Genomic DNA, 15,034 nt, shown 5'->3' with positions numbered 1-15,034 from the left:
GGGCCGCGCACGCCGCAGCCCGCGACGCCGTGACGGTGCGCAATTCACGCCGCGCCGCGGATCCCTCCGCGGCGCGGCTCTCGTATGTTGAAGGAACGCGGCCGAAGGAACGCGAGAGCCGCGGCCCGACGCCGCCGACCGCTGTCAGGCCGCGTTGAGGGTGTGGGGCGCGAAGGCGGCGACGACCGGCCGGAACGCGCCGACGATCGCCGGGTCGAGCCGCCCCGCCATGCCCTCCAGGATCGCGTAGGCCGCCTCGCTCGCCATGGGCTGCTTGTAGGGCCGCTGCTCGATCAGGGCCGCGTGGATGTCGCAGACGGTGACGAGGCGGACGAGGTCGGGGATCTCCTCCCCTTTGAGCCGGTCCGGATAGCCCGACCCGTCGAGCATCTCGTGGTGCGACCGGACGACGTGCAGCATCTGCTGCTCGAAGCCCTGATCGACGAGCATCGTGTAGCCCTTCTCCGGATGCAGCCGCATGACGGCCAGCTCGGCGTCGTCGAGCCGGCCCGGCTTGTTGAGGATGGCGGCCGGGATGTGGATCTTGCCGACATCGTGCAGCAGGGCCGCCTTGGTCAGGCGGTGGCGCTCCTGCTCGCCGAGGCCGAGGCTCGCCGCGAAGGCCGCCGCCAGACCGGCGACCAGCAGGCAGTGCTGGTGCGTGGCGTCGTCGAACTGGCGGACCGCCCGCACCCAGTCGCGGATCCCGGTGTCCCGGATCGCGAGGTCGATGGCCTGGGTTCCGTTGTCGATGACGCCGGGCGTGATCGGCTGGTCGGGCACGAACACCGAGGCGTAGAATCCGCGCACCGCCGCGGCCGTCCGCACGGCGCAGGCCGGCAGGGGCTCGTCCGCGAAGGTCGCGAGGCGCGCGGGCGCGCGCGGCGCCCCCAGCGTCTCCCGCAGGCGATCCGTGTCGAAGGGCGCGCACAGCGTGTGGGTCGCGCCGAGGGCGACGCCGAGCAGCCGGGTTCGCGGGCTGTCGGTGTGGAGCAGGACGGTCAGCGGAGCGCCGTGCCGGACTTCCGCGAGACGGCGGCGGAGACGCTCGACGGAGCTCGTGCCCAGATCGTGCACGTCGGTGACGATCGCGGTCGCGCCGCCGAGGGGCAATTGCGCGGCCCGCAGATCGTGGAGTTCGCAAGACAGGCCATCGGACAGGTCCTGGGCCAGGCCCTGGCTGCGTGCGGGATCGTCCGTGATGAGGAGTATCCGGCCCATCGGCACGCCTTCCGGACCGTGCCTTACGGGAACATCGCGTCGACCGTGTCCTGCGATACCGAGGCGTCGCCGGGCAGGACGGGGCCGTTGAGCAGGGCCGCCTCCTCGCTGCGCGTGTCGGTCGTCGGGTTCGGCCGCGAGGGCGCGTCGCCGGGCCCGGACCAGACGCGCAGCATCTCGCCGATCCGCTCCTCGACGAGGACGATCGTGCGCACGACCTTCGAGATCCGCTGGCCGGTGAGGTCCTGGAAATTGCAGGATTCGAAGATCGTCTGCATCTCGATCTGGATGGCTTGGGCGTCGGCCCGGTTGGCGTCCTCGCCCGACCGTCTCACGATGCCGCGCGCGAGCGTATCCACCTTCTCCGAGGCCGTCAGGATCGCGTTGGTGGCGTCTTCGGTGCCCTGCACCACGGCGAGGAGCTCGTCGCGCGCGCGGCTCGTCTCCTGTTCCTGCCGGAGGTCGGCGATCTCCTGGCGCGTACGCGCGATCGCGTCGGAGATCGACAGGAGCTGGGTCCGGAGGAGCCCAACACCCTCTTCGATGGAGGCAACGTCCGGCAGAGCGCGGGCCATGATCGGGGATCGCCATGCGGTTTATATTGGCCGGTGAAAATATCGGCGACCTCTTAAGCCGCGCTTAATGGCACTTATCTCGTCGCGATTCTGCGCCGCTCCGGCCGATCGTGACTGTGCAATGTCCTATTTCCACGTCATCCGCCTGTCGAAGCACGCCGAACGTCTGCCGAACGCGTCCCTCGTCTTGCCGACCGCTTCGCGCGATGGCGACGCGACGATCTCCGCCCGGCCGAAGAGTGCGATCGCGCCGCGTCACCGACGATAGCTGGGAGAGTCGCGTTCTCAACTGTTGGTTGATGCTAACGAACTATACCGGCGCCCGCTCGGTAGCACATGTGTGTGAACGGATCGACTTTGAGCAGTGATGCGCGGAGAAAAGTAAGCTTTTGATGCTCTCTCGAGCTCGGTGGTTCCGATTTCGAGTTGGGATGTGAGCAGGGCTATCCGAGCGGCGTCGCGCTTGCTCGACCTCCGGGAACGGGCCGCGCGCTTCGCGCGAGCGCGCGGGGGCGCGACGGCCGTAGAATTCGCTCTGGTGTCCCTGCCGTTCTTCGCGCTGGTCGGGGCCTGCCTCGAGAACGGGATCGCGTTCTGGGAGCAGGAGATCCTCCAGCAGGCGGTGTCCGACGCCAGCCGGCAGATCTACACGGGCGCGTTCCAGACGACGAACGCCGGCACAACCGATTCCGCGACGCTGATGAGCCGCTTCCGAACGGCGATCTGCACGCAGCCGAACGGCACGCCCCGGGTCACGATCTTCACCTGCGCCAACGTCCGGGTCAGCGTGATGAAGGTGGCCGATTACGGGTCCGCCACCCCGGTCTCGCCGGTCGCGACCAACGCCAACGGTGCGAGCGACTGGAACCCGAACTTCGCCAGCTACGCCTGCGCCGGGAACTCGGCCATCGTGATCGTGCAGGCCGCGGTCGACATACCGGTCTTCTTCCCGCTGCTCGGTGCCGCCGTGCCCAACCTGCCGAACAAGCGGCGGGTGCTGCAGGCCGCGACGGTGTTCAAGGTGGAACCCTACACCGCACCGTCGGGGTGCTCGTGATGGGCGGCCCTTTGATCGGCCTGAGCCGCTTCCGCCGCGACGAGCGCGGGATCGCCGCCGTCGAGTTCGCGCTCGTCCTGCCGCTGCTGATCGTCCTGTATTTCGGGACCGCCGAGCTGACGCGCGTCGTCGACGCGACCCGGAAACTGACCCTGTTCGCGCGCACGCTGGGCGATCTGTCCGGACGGGTGGACAACGCCCTGGCGACCCAGAACGGGATGGCTCTGGCGACGCAGGACGGGATGACGAAGATCACCAGTGCGGCGACCGCGATCCTGCGCCCGCTGGACGCGTCCGGCCTGCAGATCGTGGTCAACGCGATGGGCGTGGAAACGGTGAACGGGTCGCTCAAGGGCTTCGTCTGCTCCAGCTGGCCGCAGAACGCCACGAAGCGCCCGGCCAACCAGGCCAACGGGAGCAACGGACTTCCCGCCACGCCGGCCGCCTATCAGTTCGACGGGGCCCGCTACATCCTGGCGGAAGTCACGATGCCCTACACCCCGATCATCGGGAGTGCCCTGTACCGCTGGATCTTCGGCGGCCGCGGATTGACCTTCACGCGGCAGATCCCGTGGTCCGAGCGCACCCCCAGCGAGATCGTCATGCCGGGCGGCACCGCCTGCCCGGTCTACAACTAATGGTCGAGGGAAGGCCCGTGTCGGTGTTCCGCATCCGGTTGAACCGCACTCTCAAGCAGGCCGTCACGGCGTTTCCGCGGGCGCGCTCCGGCCAAGTCGCGCTGACGTTCGCGCTCGTCACGCTGCCGGTCATGTTCGCCACGGCGGCGGCGATCGATTACGGGCGCCGCAACGCCGCGAAGACCCAGCTCGACACCGCCCTCGACGGCGCCGTGCTCGCGGTGATGTCGCAGAAGACCAACACGATCCCGACGACGACCTTGCAGAACATGGAGACCCAGTTCCGCGCCGAGGCCGCCAAGGTTCCGGGCGTCACGGTGACCTCGTTCGCCCCCGGCGCGCCGGTGAACAGCGCGAAGACGCTGAGCCTCACCGCCAGCTACACGGCGACGGTCAAGACGAGCCTGGCGTCGATGATGCAGATCCCGGCCATGCCGATCAGCGGCACGTCGTCGGCGACCCGCAACACCTCGCAGTACATCAACTACTACCTGCTGCTCGACAATTCGCCGTCGATGGGGCTCGCGGCGACCGACGCCGACGTGAGCAACATGAAGCGCGCGACCAACGGGTGCGCGTTCGCCTGCCACCAGCACACCTTCGACAACAAGGGCAACATCACCGGCGACGATCAGAACGACTTCTACCATGTGGCGCTGCGGAACAACATCAAGCTCCGCATCCAAGTCCTGCGAGACGCGGTCTCGGCGCTCGTCGATCAGGCGAATGTCAGCATGCTGCTGCCGCAACAGTTCCAAATGGAGATGTGGACCTTCAACGATTCGGTGACGCAGACGCGGCTGCAGGCGATGACGCCGACCCTGAACAACATCAAGAATGCGACCCCGAACATCGATATCGCCTACGCCTACTACAATCAGTCCGACAACCAGACCGATTTCGAGCGGGCCATCGCGAAGATGAATGCGACGATCCCGGCCAGCGGCGACGGGCTGACGCCGGACAAGCCGATCCGGTTCCTGTTCATGGTCACCGACGGCGTCGAGGACACCGGCGGCAGCGTCACCAACCAGAGCGCGGGTTTCCAGATCCAGAGCAACCGCTTCATCGGGCCGCTGAGTCCCTCGACCTGCACGAATCTCAAGAACAAGAACGTCAAGATCGGCATCATCTACACGCAGTACCTGCCGATCTACGATAACGATTTCTACAACAGCTACGTGAGGCCGTACGAGGCGAAGATCGGGCCGGCCCTGCAGGCCTGCGCGTCCGACGGCATGTATTTTCCGGTGTCGACGAACGGCGACATCACCGCCGCCATGCTGAAGCTTTTCAGCACCACGCTCGCGAGCGTGCGCCTGAGCAACTGACGCGCCGCGCCCCGCTCACGTCGTCGCCGGTGATCCGAGGACGTTGACCCACAGGACAGTGGTCTGGCTGCGCGGGTCGGGATTGCTGAAGCGGTGCGGCCGCCGGCTCTCGAAGCGGAAGCTGTCGCCCTCCGCGAGCTGGAGCGTCCGCGCCTCGACGATCAGGGTGAGGCGCCCCGCGAGGACGAGGCCGGCTTCCTCGCCGTCGTGGCTGAACGGCTCGTCGCCGGTGCTCGCGCCGGGCTTCAGCACCATGTGGAACAGGCTCATCCCCTGCGTGCCCCCCGGAGGCGTCAGGAGCTGCTTGGTGATGCCGGCCCGCCAGAGCTGAAGTTCCGGCCGGTCCTTCCGGAACACGACGATGGGATCCAGGTCGGGCGCGTCCGGCCCCGATTCGAACAGGCCGCCGATCCCGATCTGCAGCGTGTCGGCGAGCAGCGCCAGGACCCGCAGGGACGGCGACGACAGGCCCCGCTCGACCTGGCTGATGAAGCCGATCGACAGCCCCGTGCTGGACGCCACCGCCTCCAGCGAGAGTCCGCGCGCGCGACGCAGGCCGCGCAGTCGCTGACCCACAGCCCGGTCGACCGGTTCCGGACCCGTTGCCTCGCCTCGGGGGATGCTCACCGTCACGCCAGCCTGCCTCTCGTGTGCTTCTTCATGCACGTGAAAGTCGCTTGCGTCGATACCGAAAACGTGCGGTATTCTTCACGAGAATGAAATCGGGCCCGGCTTCCGCCGCGTGACCCGGGCACTGCACGGGAGCGGCACCATGGGAAGACGGTTGGCCAAGCTGTGTCTGTCGTCGGCGCTGCTCCTCGGCGTCCTCGGCGCCCCCGTCGGCGCGCAGGCCCTGAAGGTGGGATCGACGCCCACCGGCCTGCCCTTCACCTTCCTCGATACCAAGACGAACAGCATTCAAGGCGTGATGGTCGACCTCGTCAACGCGGTCAGCAAGGAGGCGGGTTTCACGGTCGCGGTCGAGCCGCTGCAATTCTCGACGCTGATCCCGGCGCTCACCGCCTCGAAGATCGACATCATCGCGGCGGCGATGTTCATCACGCCGCAGCGCAAGGAGGTCGTGTCGTTCTCGGCGCCCGTCTACAGCTACGGCGAGGGGCTGATCGTCCCGAAGACCGACACGAAGGACTACACGTCCTTCGCCGACCTGAAGGGCGAGACGGTGGGCGCCCAGGTCGGCACCGCCTTCGTCGAGCCGCTGAAGAAGTCGGGCCTCTTCAACGAGGTGAAGATCTACGACGCGATCCCCGACATCATCCGGGACGTCAATTCCGGGCGGCTGAAGGCCGGCTTCGCCGACGCGCCGATCCTCGCCTACTACGTCAAGCAGGGCCTGTTTCCCGGCGTCCGCCTCGTCGAGACCTTCAAGCCGACCGTCGTCGCCTCGGTCGGCCTCAGCGTCCGCAAGACCGACACCGAGCTCCTGGCCAAGATCGACAAGGCGCTCGCCAAGCTGAAGGCCGACGGGACGCTCCAGGCGATCCTGACCAAGTGGGGTCTGCCGCCGTCGGCCGACCGGTCCTGACCTTCATGCGCGAGTTCCTCGCCGACGCCCAGGACTACCTGCCGATCCTCCTGCAGGGCGTGCAGCTCACGATCCTGATCACGATCGCGTCCCTGGTGGTCTCGACGCTGCTCGGGCTGGTCTGGGCGGTGATGCGGGTCTCCGGCATCGCGATCCTGTCGGGCTTCAGCGCGGTGATGATCAACATCCTGCGCGGCATCCCGATCATCGTGCAGCTGTTCTACATCTACTTCGTGATGCCCGATTTCGGCCTGTCGCTCACCGCCGTCCAGGCGGCGATCATCGGCCTCGGCATCGCCTATTCGGCCTATCAGGCCGAGAACTTCCGCGCCGGCATCGAGGCGGTGGATCGCGGGCAGGTCGAGGCGGCGCTGTCGATCGGCATGGGCTGGGGCATGACCATGCGGCGGGTGATCCTGCCGCAGGCGATCCGGATCGCGCTGCCGCCCTACGGAAACATCATGATCATGATGCTCAAGGACTCGTCGCAGGCCTCGACCATCACGGTCGCCGAATTGGCGCTCCAGGGAAAGCTGATCGCCTCGTCGACCTTCAAGAACACCAGCGTCTACACCCTGGTGGCGCTGATGTACCTCGCGCTGAGCCTGCCGCTGATCCTGCTGGTCCGCCACTTCGAGGCGAAGGGGCGGCATCGATGATCGTGCTGGAGGACGTCCGCAAGCATTACGGCGCGCTGGAGGTGATCAAGGGTGTCTCGGCCGAGGTCACCAAGGGTGAGGTCGTCTGCATCATCGGGCCCTCGGGATCCGGCAAGTCGACCCTCCTGCGCTGCATCAACGGGCTCGAGGCCTACGACGGCGGCGAGATCCGCGTCGACGGGCAGCGGGTCGACCGGGACAAGCGCGGCATCAAGGCGATCCGCACGCGGGTCTCCATGGTCTTCCAGCGCTTCAACCTGTTCGCCAACCGGACCGCGCTCGAGAACGTCGTCGAGGGGCCGATCCACGTGAAGGGCGAGCCCCGGGGCGAGGCCGAGGAGCGGGCGCGCGCCCTGCTCGCCCGGGTCGGGCTCTCGGGCAAGGAGCACGCCCGGCCGAACGAACTCTCCGGCGGGCAGCAGCAGCGCGTCGCGATCGCCCGGGCGCTCGCCATGCGGCCTGAGGCGATCCTGTTCGACGAGCCGACCTCGGCCCTCGATCCCGAGCTCGTCGGCGACGTGCTGAAGGTCATGCGCGCTCTCGCCGACGAGGGTATGACGATGCTCGTGGTCACCCACGAGATCGGCTTCGCCCGCGAGGTCGCCGACCGGGTCCTCTTCCTCGACGGCGGCCGACTCGTCGAGCAGGGGCCGGCCGCCGAGGTCCTCAACCGGCCGCAGAATCCGCGTACCCGGGACTTCCTGCAGCGCGTGCTGCACCCGCTCTAGGACACGCCGTGGCCGAACCGTTCCCGCTCGCACCCTCGCTCTGGGCCACGACGGCGGCGCCCGCGCCGGACACGCCGCCGCTGGCCCGATCCGGCCTGGCCGAGGTGGTGATCGTCGGCGGCGGGTTCTGCGGCCTGTCCACCGCCCTGCATCTCGCCGAGCGCGGCATCCGACCCGTCGTGCTCGAGGCGCAGGAGGTCGGCTACGGCGGGTCCGGTCGCAACGGCGGCCAGGTCATCCCGGGCCTTAAATACGATCCCGCCGACCTCGTCGCGCGGTTCGGGCGGGAGCGCGGCGAGCGGCTCGCGCGCTTCGCCGGCGGGACCGCCGACGTCGTGTTCGACCTCATCGCCCGGCACGGGATGGACGTGCCGCATTCCCGCGCCGGCTGGATCCAGGGCGCCCACACCGAGGCCGGGCTCGCCGAGGTCGCCAAGCGGGCGGCCCAGTGGGCGGATCTCGGTGCGCCCACCCGCGTCCTCGACAGGGCCGAGACCGAGCAGCTGTTGGGGACCGACCGCTATCTCGGCGGCTGGCTCGACGGCCGCGGCGGGGCGATCCAGCCCCTGAGCTACGCCCGCGGCCTCGCCCGGGCCGCCCAGAAGGCCGGCGCCACGATCCACGGCGGATCACCGGTCACCGGCCTTGAACGGACCGGATCGGGCTGGACCGTCACCACGGCCCAGGGCGAGCGGGTGACGACCGGCCGGGTCGTGCTGTGCACCAACGGCTACACGGGCGGCCTGTGGCCGAACCTCGCGCGGACGGTGATCGCGGCGAACTCGTTCCAGGTCGCCACGGTGCCGCTGACCGACAACCTGCGGCGCTCGATCCTGCCCGAAGGCCACGTCTCCTCGGACACGCGCAAGCTCCTGCTCTACTTCCGCCTCGACCATACCGGGCGCCTGCTGATGGGCGGCCGCGGTCCGTTCCGGGAGCCGCGCGACCCCGCCGACTGGGCCCATCTCGAGCGGATCGTCGGCAAGCTCTTCCCCCAGCTCGACGGGATCGCCTTCGACCATCGCTGGTGCGGCCGCGTCGCGATCACCCGGGACTACCTGCCCCATCTCCACGAGCCGGCCCCCGGGCTCCTCATCGATATCGGCTGCCAGGGCCGGGGCGTGGGCCTCCAGTCGGCGATGGGCCGGGCGATGGCCGCCTACATCGCGACCGGAGATGCCGGCAACCTGCCCCTGCCGCTGACGCCGATCGAGCCGCTGCCGCTCCACGGGCTGAACCGGCTGTACGTCTCGGCGATCATCGCCTGGTACCGCCTGCGCGACGGCGGCATCCACTGATCCTGACGGCCCGCCCTCACCGCGCGCGCCACAGCGCCCCGATCAGGCCCACGGCGACGAGCGCCAGCGCGAGGAGCATCCACCACAGGGCGCCCGGCCCGGCATGGGTGAGCACGACGGCCCCGGCCGGCGGCGCCAGGGCCTGGGCGGCCAGGGCCGGCCGGGCGAGGCGGCCGACCACCAGCGGGTAGCGCACGGGGCCGAACAGGGCGAGCGGGACCGTGCCGCGGGCGATCGAGTAGATCCCGTTGCCGCCCGCGTAGAGCACCAGCCAGAGCGCCACGCCCGGCAGCCCGGCCGCGAGGAGCCACAGCCCGAGGGCGATCAGGCCGAAGGCGGCCGTCAGTGTCCAGAGCGGGTGGTGGCGGCCCTTGAGGGAGATCTCGGCGACGCGGGCGCTCACCTGCGCGGGCCCGATCAGCGCCCCGTACGAGACGGCGGCGGCGAGCGACACGCCGCGCGCCTGCAGCAGGGTGAGCAGGTGGACCGACACCTGGGACATGATCGCGCCGCCGAGGACCAGTACCCCCGCGAACAGCAGGAACGCGCGGCGCTCCCGGGTCGACAGCGGCGCGGACCCCGCCTCCTGTGGCCCGTCGGAGACCGGAAGTGCCGGCGCGTGCGGGATCATCGCGAGGATGAGCGGCAGCGTCACCGCGAGGTGCAGGCCGGCATAGGTGAGGCAGGCGCCCCGCCAGCCGACATGGGCCACCAGGAAGGCCGAGAGCGGCCAGCACACGGTGCTGGCGAACCCGCCCCAGAGGGTCAGCGTGGTGATGGCCGGCCGCGCGGCCGCGCCGTAGAGCCGTCCGAGGGTCGCGAAGGCGGGGTCGTACAGGCCGCAGCCCATGCCGGCGCCGAGGATCAGCCAGCCGGCGAGATAGATCGGCAGGTTCGGCGCCACGGCCACCACGCTCAGCCCGGCGGCGAGGAGCAGCGCCGCGAGGGCGAGGACCGGCCGCCCGCCGCGCCGGTGGATCGCCGCCCCGACATGCGGCGAGGCGAGGGCCGCGACGAGGAGGCCGAAGGCCAGTCCGCCGACCACCCAGGCGAGCGGCCAGCCGGTGCTCTCGGCGATGGGGGCCGCCATCACCGCCGGCAGGTAGAACGACGAGCCCCAGGCGAGGATCTCCACGACGCCGAGTGCGGCGATCACCGGCCAGCGGCTGGCTTCGCTCATGGCCGGACCGCCGCCGCCACGGCCCGCGGGCGCTCAGGCCGTGGCGACACGGCGGCCCTGCTCGTCGACCACCGGCTCGCCGTCCTCCTTCACGAACCCGCCCCGCTGCGGCGGCAGGAGATCCAGCACCGCCTCCGAGGGGCGGCACAGGCGTACGCCCTTCGGCGTGACCACGAGCGGCCGGTTGAGCAGGATCGGATGCGCCGCGACGGCGTCGAGCAACTGCCCGTCGGTCAGGTCCGGGTTGCCGAGGTCGAGCTCGGCGTAGGGCGTGCCCTTCTCCCGGAGCACGTCGCGCACCGACAGCCCGGCGCGGTCGAGGAGCTGCAGCAGCAGCGCGCGGGCCGGCGGCGTCTTGAGATACTCGATCACGTGGGGCTCGATTCCGGCGTTGCGGATCATCGCGAGGGTGTTGCGCGACGTGCCGCAGGCCGGATTGTGGTAGATCACGACGTCGAACGGCTCAGACATGTGCTGCGTCTCCCGAGGGGCTGAGACAGGCGGCCAGGGTCTCCGCCGCCGGCGTGCAGATCTCCGCGCGGCCCTGGCAGCAATCGCGCATCAGGAACGCGATCAGATCGGCCAGGACCGGGTAGGCGGCACTGTAGAGGATGGAGCGACCGTCGCGCCGCGAACTGACCAGCCCGGCGCGGCTCAGTTCCTTCAGGTGATGCGACACCGTCGCGGCCGACACGCCGACCGCCTCGGCCAGCGTGCCGGAGGCGAGGCCCTCCGGACCGGCTCTCACCAGCGCCCGCACCAGCCGCAGCCTGTGCTCCTGCGCCAGGGCCGCGAAGGCCGCCAGGGCTTGCGCGTCGTCCATTTTCCCGCCAATCTTCAAACGGTTGTTTGAACGTATGAGAAGGCGTCCCGGTGAGCAAGAGCCCGGCCCCCGCCCCTTCCGTCCGTGACGGCCTGCCGAATATCAGCGCGGCGCATTTCGCAACGCCGACCGACGGGGTCGGTCGGGGGATCCCGCTCGCGCACGCGCCGCGCTTCCTGATCCTGTACGGGTCGCTCCGCGAACGCTCCTTCAGCCGGTTCCTGGCCTACGAGGCCGCGCGGCTCCTGGAGGCGATGGGCGGCGAGGTCCGCATCTACCACGCCGACGGCCTGCCGCTGCCCGACGACGCGACCGCCGACCATCCGAAGGTGCGGGAGATCCGCGCCCTCTCGGCCTGGTCCGAGGGGCAGGTCTGGGTCTCGCCCGAGCGGCACGGCGCGCTGACCGGCGTGATGAAGAGCCAGATCGACTGGCTGCCCCTGTCCGAGGGGAGCCTGCGCCCGACGCAGGGCCGGACCCTCGCGGTGATGCAGGTCTCGGGCGGGTCCCAGAGCTTCAACGCCGTGAACGCCCTGCGCGTCCTCGGCCGCTGGATGCGGATGATCACGATCCCCAACCAGTCCTCGGTGCCGATGGCCTACAGGGAGTTCGACGAGGCGGGCCGTATGAGGCCGGGGCCGCTCTACGACCGGGTCGTCGACGTGTGCGAGGAACTGATGAAGTTCACGCTGCTGACCCGCGAGTGCGCCGATTACCTCGTGGACCGCTACAGCGAGCGCAAGGAGCGCGATCCCGACCGGCTCGCCGGTGTCGCGGCCGATATCGGCTTCGCGAAGCCCTCACCGCCGGGCGCCTGAGCCCCGCCGGCCCGAGCGCGCCGCCACGCGGTCTGGCCTGGGCCGCTGCTCACTGGAAGCGCCGCATCTCCGGCGCCAGCGAGCGCCCCGCTTCGAGGAGGGCGCGGACCTTGCGGGTCGCGTGCTGGAGAATGTCCGGCCGCGCATCCTCGTAGGAGGTCTCCTCGACGAAGCTCCGCAGGGCCTCCGTGATCCGGTCCTCGATCTCGTCCATCAGGGCGAGCCCCTCCGGGCCTTCCCGCCGCAGATGCGCGTCTGCGAGCGTCAGGTAGGCGGCGCTCGCCAGCAGGAAGGCGATCCCGTTCGCCTCCTGAGCCGCCGCGGAGCTCGCGTCGCCGCCGTCCATGCCGTCTGCGACGTCGTCGTCCATCGGCTCACATACTCCCCGTTCGTTGCTCACGCTGTGCCGCTCCCGCCGCGTCGCGCCAAGTAGAGAAAAAGGGTCGGTCCCCGTCCCCATTCGGGCGACGTCGGGGGCCGATCCGGACCGCCGGCCCCGCGTCGTCGCCGGGCGCCGGACCGGTCCGCTCGCCTCTCCCCGGGGCCTCAGTGGCCCGGATCGGCGCGGTCCTCGGTGGCGCGCCGCTCGCGCATCCGGAGCAGTGCCCGGCGCCAGGCTTCCACCACCGCCGCGCGTGCGCGGGCATCGGTCTCGCGGTCGGACTCCGCCGTCCGGGCCTTGCCGTCGGCCTGCCTGCTCCGGGCTCTCGGATCTCGGTTCATGATCGCCTCCTGTCGTGTCGAGACCGAGAGACACCGGATCCCGGGACGCCGCGGTGAGGCGGCGCACGCGGACCATGAAAATCGCGTGCGGCGGAGCACAGGCGGCCGACGGCCTCGCGACGCGCGCAATTTTTCTGATCGTGGACCGAAGAGTTTTTCAGGAGCGCCGACACTCATTTTCGGAGTACTGTCACGGCGCCGGCATGTGCCCTCGTGCGATGCCGCAAATATTGATGCGGTGCAATAACGATCGTATTCAAAACTCAGCCGATCTCCGGGGCCGAGACGTCCCGGCACCACGGGGGCGGCGCATGGCACAGTCGGAGGCGACGGGCATCACGGCCGGCCGCTCCTCCGGGTGCCGGGGAGGATCACGGGCTCCATGAGGAAGAACAAGGTCATCTCGGCGGAGGAGGCGATCGCGCTGATCCGCGAGAACGACGTCGTGACCACCACGGGGTTCGTCCAGAGCTGCATCCCGGAGGCCCTGCACGCCGCCCTCGAGAAGCGGTTCGTCGAGACCGGATCACCGCGCGGCCTCACCCTGATCATGACGGCCGGCGCCGGCGACAGCAAAGGGCTCGGCACCGGCCGCCTGCACCATGACGGCCTCCTCACGCGGGTCATCGCGGCCAATTTCGGCCGCATGCCCAAGGTCGCCAAGGCCGCGCAGGACAACCTGATCCGCGGCTACAACCTGCCCCAGGGCGTGATCTCCCAGCTCTACCGGGCCTGCGCGGCGGGTCAGCCGGGCCTGTTCTCGAAGGTCGGCCTGAAGACCTACGTCGACCCGCGCCACGGGGGCGCCAAGGTCAACGAATTGACCACCGAGGACATCGTCAAGCTCGTCGAGGTCGATGGCGAGGAGTGGCTGTTCTACACGGCGACCAAGATCGACGTGGCCTTCATCCGGGCCACCTCGGCCGACCCGTCGGGCAACCTCTCCTACGAGAAGGAGGCGCTGACCCTGGACTGCCTCGCCCAGGCCATGGCGGCCCGCAACAACGGCGGCATCGTCATCGCCCAGGTCGAGCGCATCGTCGACGACGGCTACCTCCTGCCGAAGGACGTGCGCGTGCCCGGAATCCTCGTCGACTGCGTGGTGGTCGCCGAGCCCGAGATGCACCGGATGAACTACGGCGTGATGCACGACGCGGCGCTCGCCGGCGAGATCCGGGTCCCGGTCACCGGCATCAAGCGGATGGCGCTCAACGAGCGCAAGATCATCGCGCGCCGCGCCGCCTTCGAGCTGCCGCCGAACGGCGTGGTCAATCTCGGCGTCGGAGCGCCCGAGGGCATCTCGTCGGTCGCCAACGAGGAGAAGATCACCCCCTACATCACCCTCACCACGGAGGCGGGCGCGGTCGGCGGGGTGCTGGCTTCCGGTTCGAGCTTCGGCGCGGCCACCAACGCCGACTGCATCATCGACCAGAACCAGATGTTCGACTTCTACGACGGCGGCGGCCTCGACATGACCTGCCTGGGCATGGCCGAGTGCGACGCGGCCGGCAACGTCAACACCTCGCGGTTCGGCGGCAAGCTGAACGGCTGCGGCGGCTTCATCAACATCTCGCAGAACGCCCGCACCGTCGTGTTCGCCGGGACGTTCACGGCCGGCGGTCTCGAGATCGCGGTGTCCGACGGTCAGGTGCGCATCGTGAACGAGGGCAAGGCCCGCAAGTTCGTCACCCAGGTCCAGCAGAACACCTTCTCGGGCCCCTACGCGGTCGAGCGGTCGCAGCCGGTCCTCTACGTGACCGAGCGCTGCGTCTTCCAGCTGACTTCGGAGGGCTTGGAGCTGATCGAGGTCGCGCCGGGGATCGACATCGAGCGCGACATCCTCGCCCACATGGATTTCGCCCCCGTCGTGCGCAATCCGGTGCCGATGGATCCGCGCATCTTCCGCGAGGAGCCGATGGAGCTGATCTCGGATCTGCTCAACCTCGATCTGAAGTCCCGCGTCAGCTACGACGGCGAGCGCAACATCCTCTTCGTCAACCTGGAAGGCTGGTACTGCCGGGTGAAGGGCGACATGGACGAGCTGCGCATGACCATCGTCGAGGCCTGCCGGAAGGCGGGCCAGCGGGTCAACGCCGTGATCAATCACGACGGCTTCCGGCTCAACGAGAACTTGGTCGACGACTACGCCGGCATGGTCCAATACCTGCAGGCGAACTACTACGCGACCACGACCCGCTACGCGACGAGCGCCTTCCTCCGCCTCAAGATGGAGGAGGCCCTGAACAAGCGCGGGGTCGCGCCGCACGTCTTCGAGCGCAAGGAGGAGGCGCAGGCCTTCGTCAGCAGCACCGAGGACAAGAAGGCCCGCAAGCGGATCTCCCCGGCGGTCGCGTCGGCGGCGTGACGGCCGGCCGGGCCCGCGCGCGCTCCGGGCGCGCCGGGCCCCGCTCGCGCCACGGCGCGGTCGGTGCCGCGG

Annotated in this window: 17 protein-coding genes; 9 read left to right on the top strand and 8 right to left on the bottom strand. The window is 69.7% G+C overall.

What is annotated here, in order from left to right; genetic code table 11:
• Positions 1-144: 144 nt before the first annotated feature.
• Positions 145-1,221, bottom strand: a complete 1,077-nt coding sequence (locus tag ACLBYE_RS25510) for an HD-GYP domain-containing protein (protein WP_447696305.1) — start codon at positions 1,219-1,221, stop codon at positions 145-147.
• Positions 1,222-1,244: 23 nt separating this feature from the next.
• Complete coding sequence (locus tag ACLBYE_RS25505) at positions 1,245-1,796, bottom strand: protein phosphatase CheZ (RefSeq protein ID WP_447680499.1); 552 nt, start codon at positions 1,794-1,796, stop codon at positions 1,245-1,247.
• Positions 1,797-2,205: 409 nt separating this feature from the next.
• On the opposite strand from ACLBYE_RS25505, the gene ACLBYE_RS25500 reads away from it, so the two are divergent.
• Genes ACLBYE_RS25500 through ACLBYE_RS25490 form a run of 3 tightly spaced genes read left to right on the top strand, consistent with a single transcriptional unit; the run spans position 2,206 to position 4,822 of the window.
• On the top strand, positions 2,206-2,853 hold the full coding sequence (locus ACLBYE_RS25500; RefSeq protein ID WP_447696304.1) for a TadE/TadG family type IV pilus assembly protein: 648 nt from the start codon (positions 2,206-2,208) through the stop codon (positions 2,851-2,853).
• Positions 2,853-3,491 (top strand): TadE/TadG family type IV pilus assembly protein, encoded by a 639-nt coding sequence (locus ACLBYE_RS25495; protein ID WP_447696303.1) that lies wholly within the window; start codon positions 2,853-2,855, stop codon positions 3,489-3,491. The genes ACLBYE_RS25500 and ACLBYE_RS25495 overlap by 1 nt, the downstream gene beginning before the upstream one ends.
• Before the next feature lie 17 nt (positions 3,492-3,508).
• Positions 3,509-4,822, top strand: coding sequence for a TadE/TadG family type IV pilus assembly protein (locus tag ACLBYE_RS25490; RefSeq protein WP_447696302.1), 1,314 nt, complete (start codon positions 3,509-3,511; stop codon positions 4,820-4,822).
• 15 nt (positions 4,823-4,837) lie between these two features.
• Here ACLBYE_RS25490 and ACLBYE_RS25485 read toward each other — a convergent pair whose 3' ends face one another.
• On the bottom strand, positions 4,838-5,455 hold the full coding sequence (locus ACLBYE_RS25485) for a helix-turn-helix domain-containing protein (protein ID WP_447696301.1): 618 nt from the start codon (positions 5,453-5,455) through the stop codon (positions 4,838-4,840).
• A 139-nt stretch (positions 5,456-5,594) separates the two neighbouring features.
• Between ACLBYE_RS25485 and ACLBYE_RS25480 the strand changes: the two genes are divergently transcribed.
• Genes ACLBYE_RS25480 through ACLBYE_RS25465 form a run of 4 tightly spaced genes read left to right on the top strand, consistent with a single transcriptional unit; the run spans position 5,595 to position 9,053 of the window.
• A complete protein-coding gene (locus ACLBYE_RS25480) occupies positions 5,595-6,368 on the top strand; it encodes an ABC transporter substrate-binding protein (protein ID WP_056521351.1) in 774 nt (257 codons plus the stop codon).
• A 5-nt stretch (positions 6,369-6,373) separates the two neighbouring features.
• A complete protein-coding gene (locus ACLBYE_RS25475) occupies positions 6,374-7,027 on the top strand; it encodes an amino acid ABC transporter permease (RefSeq protein WP_012317380.1) in 654 nt (217 codons plus the stop codon).
• Positions 7,024-7,755 carry an amino acid ABC transporter ATP-binding protein gene (locus tag ACLBYE_RS25470; protein WP_020091727.1) on the top strand — a complete coding sequence of 244 codons (732 nt, stop codon included), beginning with the start codon at positions 7,024-7,026 and terminating at the stop codon, positions 7,753-7,755. The genes ACLBYE_RS25475 and ACLBYE_RS25470 overlap by 4 nt, the downstream gene beginning before the upstream one ends.
• Positions 7,756-7,763: 8 nt before the next feature.
• On the top strand, positions 7,764-9,053 hold the full coding sequence (locus ACLBYE_RS25465; RefSeq protein WP_447696300.1) for an NAD(P)/FAD-dependent oxidoreductase: 1,290 nt from the start codon (positions 7,764-7,766) through the stop codon (positions 9,051-9,053).
• 16 nt (positions 9,054-9,069) lie between these two features.
• Here the strand turns inward: ACLBYE_RS25465 and ACLBYE_RS25460 are convergent, their stop codons facing one another.
• From ACLBYE_RS25460 to ACLBYE_RS25450, 3 genes are read right to left on the bottom strand one after another with little or no spacing between them, the layout of a single operon-like run.
• Positions 9,070-10,233 (bottom strand): MFS transporter, encoded by a 1,164-nt coding sequence (locus tag ACLBYE_RS25460; RefSeq protein ID WP_447696299.1) that lies wholly within the window; start codon positions 10,231-10,233, stop codon positions 9,070-9,072.
• A gap of 33 nt (positions 10,234-10,266) precedes the next feature.
• Positions 10,267-10,704 (bottom strand): arsenate reductase (glutaredoxin), encoded by a 438-nt coding sequence (gene arsC / locus ACLBYE_RS25455; protein WP_091678670.1) that lies wholly within the window; start codon positions 10,702-10,704, stop codon positions 10,267-10,269.
• On the bottom strand, positions 10,697-11,056 hold the full coding sequence (locus tag ACLBYE_RS25450; RefSeq protein WP_091924628.1) for an ArsR/SmtB family transcription factor: 360 nt from the start codon (positions 11,054-11,056) through the stop codon (positions 10,697-10,699). Before ACLBYE_RS25450 ends, arsC begins: the two co-directional genes overlap by 8 nt.
• A 50-nt stretch (positions 11,057-11,106) precedes the next feature.
• Between ACLBYE_RS25450 and arsH the strand changes: the two genes are divergently transcribed.
• Positions 11,107-11,874, top strand: a complete 768-nt coding sequence (gene arsH, locus ACLBYE_RS25445; protein WP_447696298.1) for an arsenical resistance protein ArsH — start codon at positions 11,107-11,109, stop codon at positions 11,872-11,874.
• A 49-nt stretch (positions 11,875-11,923) separates the two neighbouring features.
• On the opposite strand, the gene ACLBYE_RS25440 is transcribed toward arsH, so the two are convergent.
• Both ACLBYE_RS25440 and ACLBYE_RS25435 read right to left on the bottom strand, forming a co-directional pair.
• Positions 11,924-12,244, bottom strand: a complete 321-nt coding sequence (locus ACLBYE_RS25440) for a hypothetical protein (protein ID WP_020091721.1) — start codon at positions 12,242-12,244, stop codon at positions 11,924-11,926.
• Positions 12,245-12,420: 176 nt separating this feature from the next.
• Positions 12,421-12,597 carry a hypothetical protein gene (locus ACLBYE_RS25435; RefSeq protein ID WP_447696297.1) on the bottom strand — a complete coding sequence of 59 codons (177 nt, stop codon included), beginning with the start codon at positions 12,595-12,597 and terminating at the stop codon, positions 12,421-12,423.
• 382 nt (positions 12,598-12,979) lie between these two features.
• On the opposite strand from ACLBYE_RS25435, the gene ACLBYE_RS25430 reads away from it, so the two are divergent.
• Positions 12,980-14,962, top strand: coding sequence for an acyl CoA:acetate/3-ketoacid CoA transferase (locus tag ACLBYE_RS25430; RefSeq protein ID WP_447696296.1), 1,983 nt, complete (start codon positions 12,980-12,982; stop codon positions 14,960-14,962).
• Positions 14,963-15,034 lie beyond the last annotated feature (72 nt).

Source organism: Methylobacterium sp. A52T, assembly GCF_053346095.1.
Note: the sequence above shows the minus strand (reverse complement) of the source record. Positions and strands in the feature narration are given on the sequence as shown.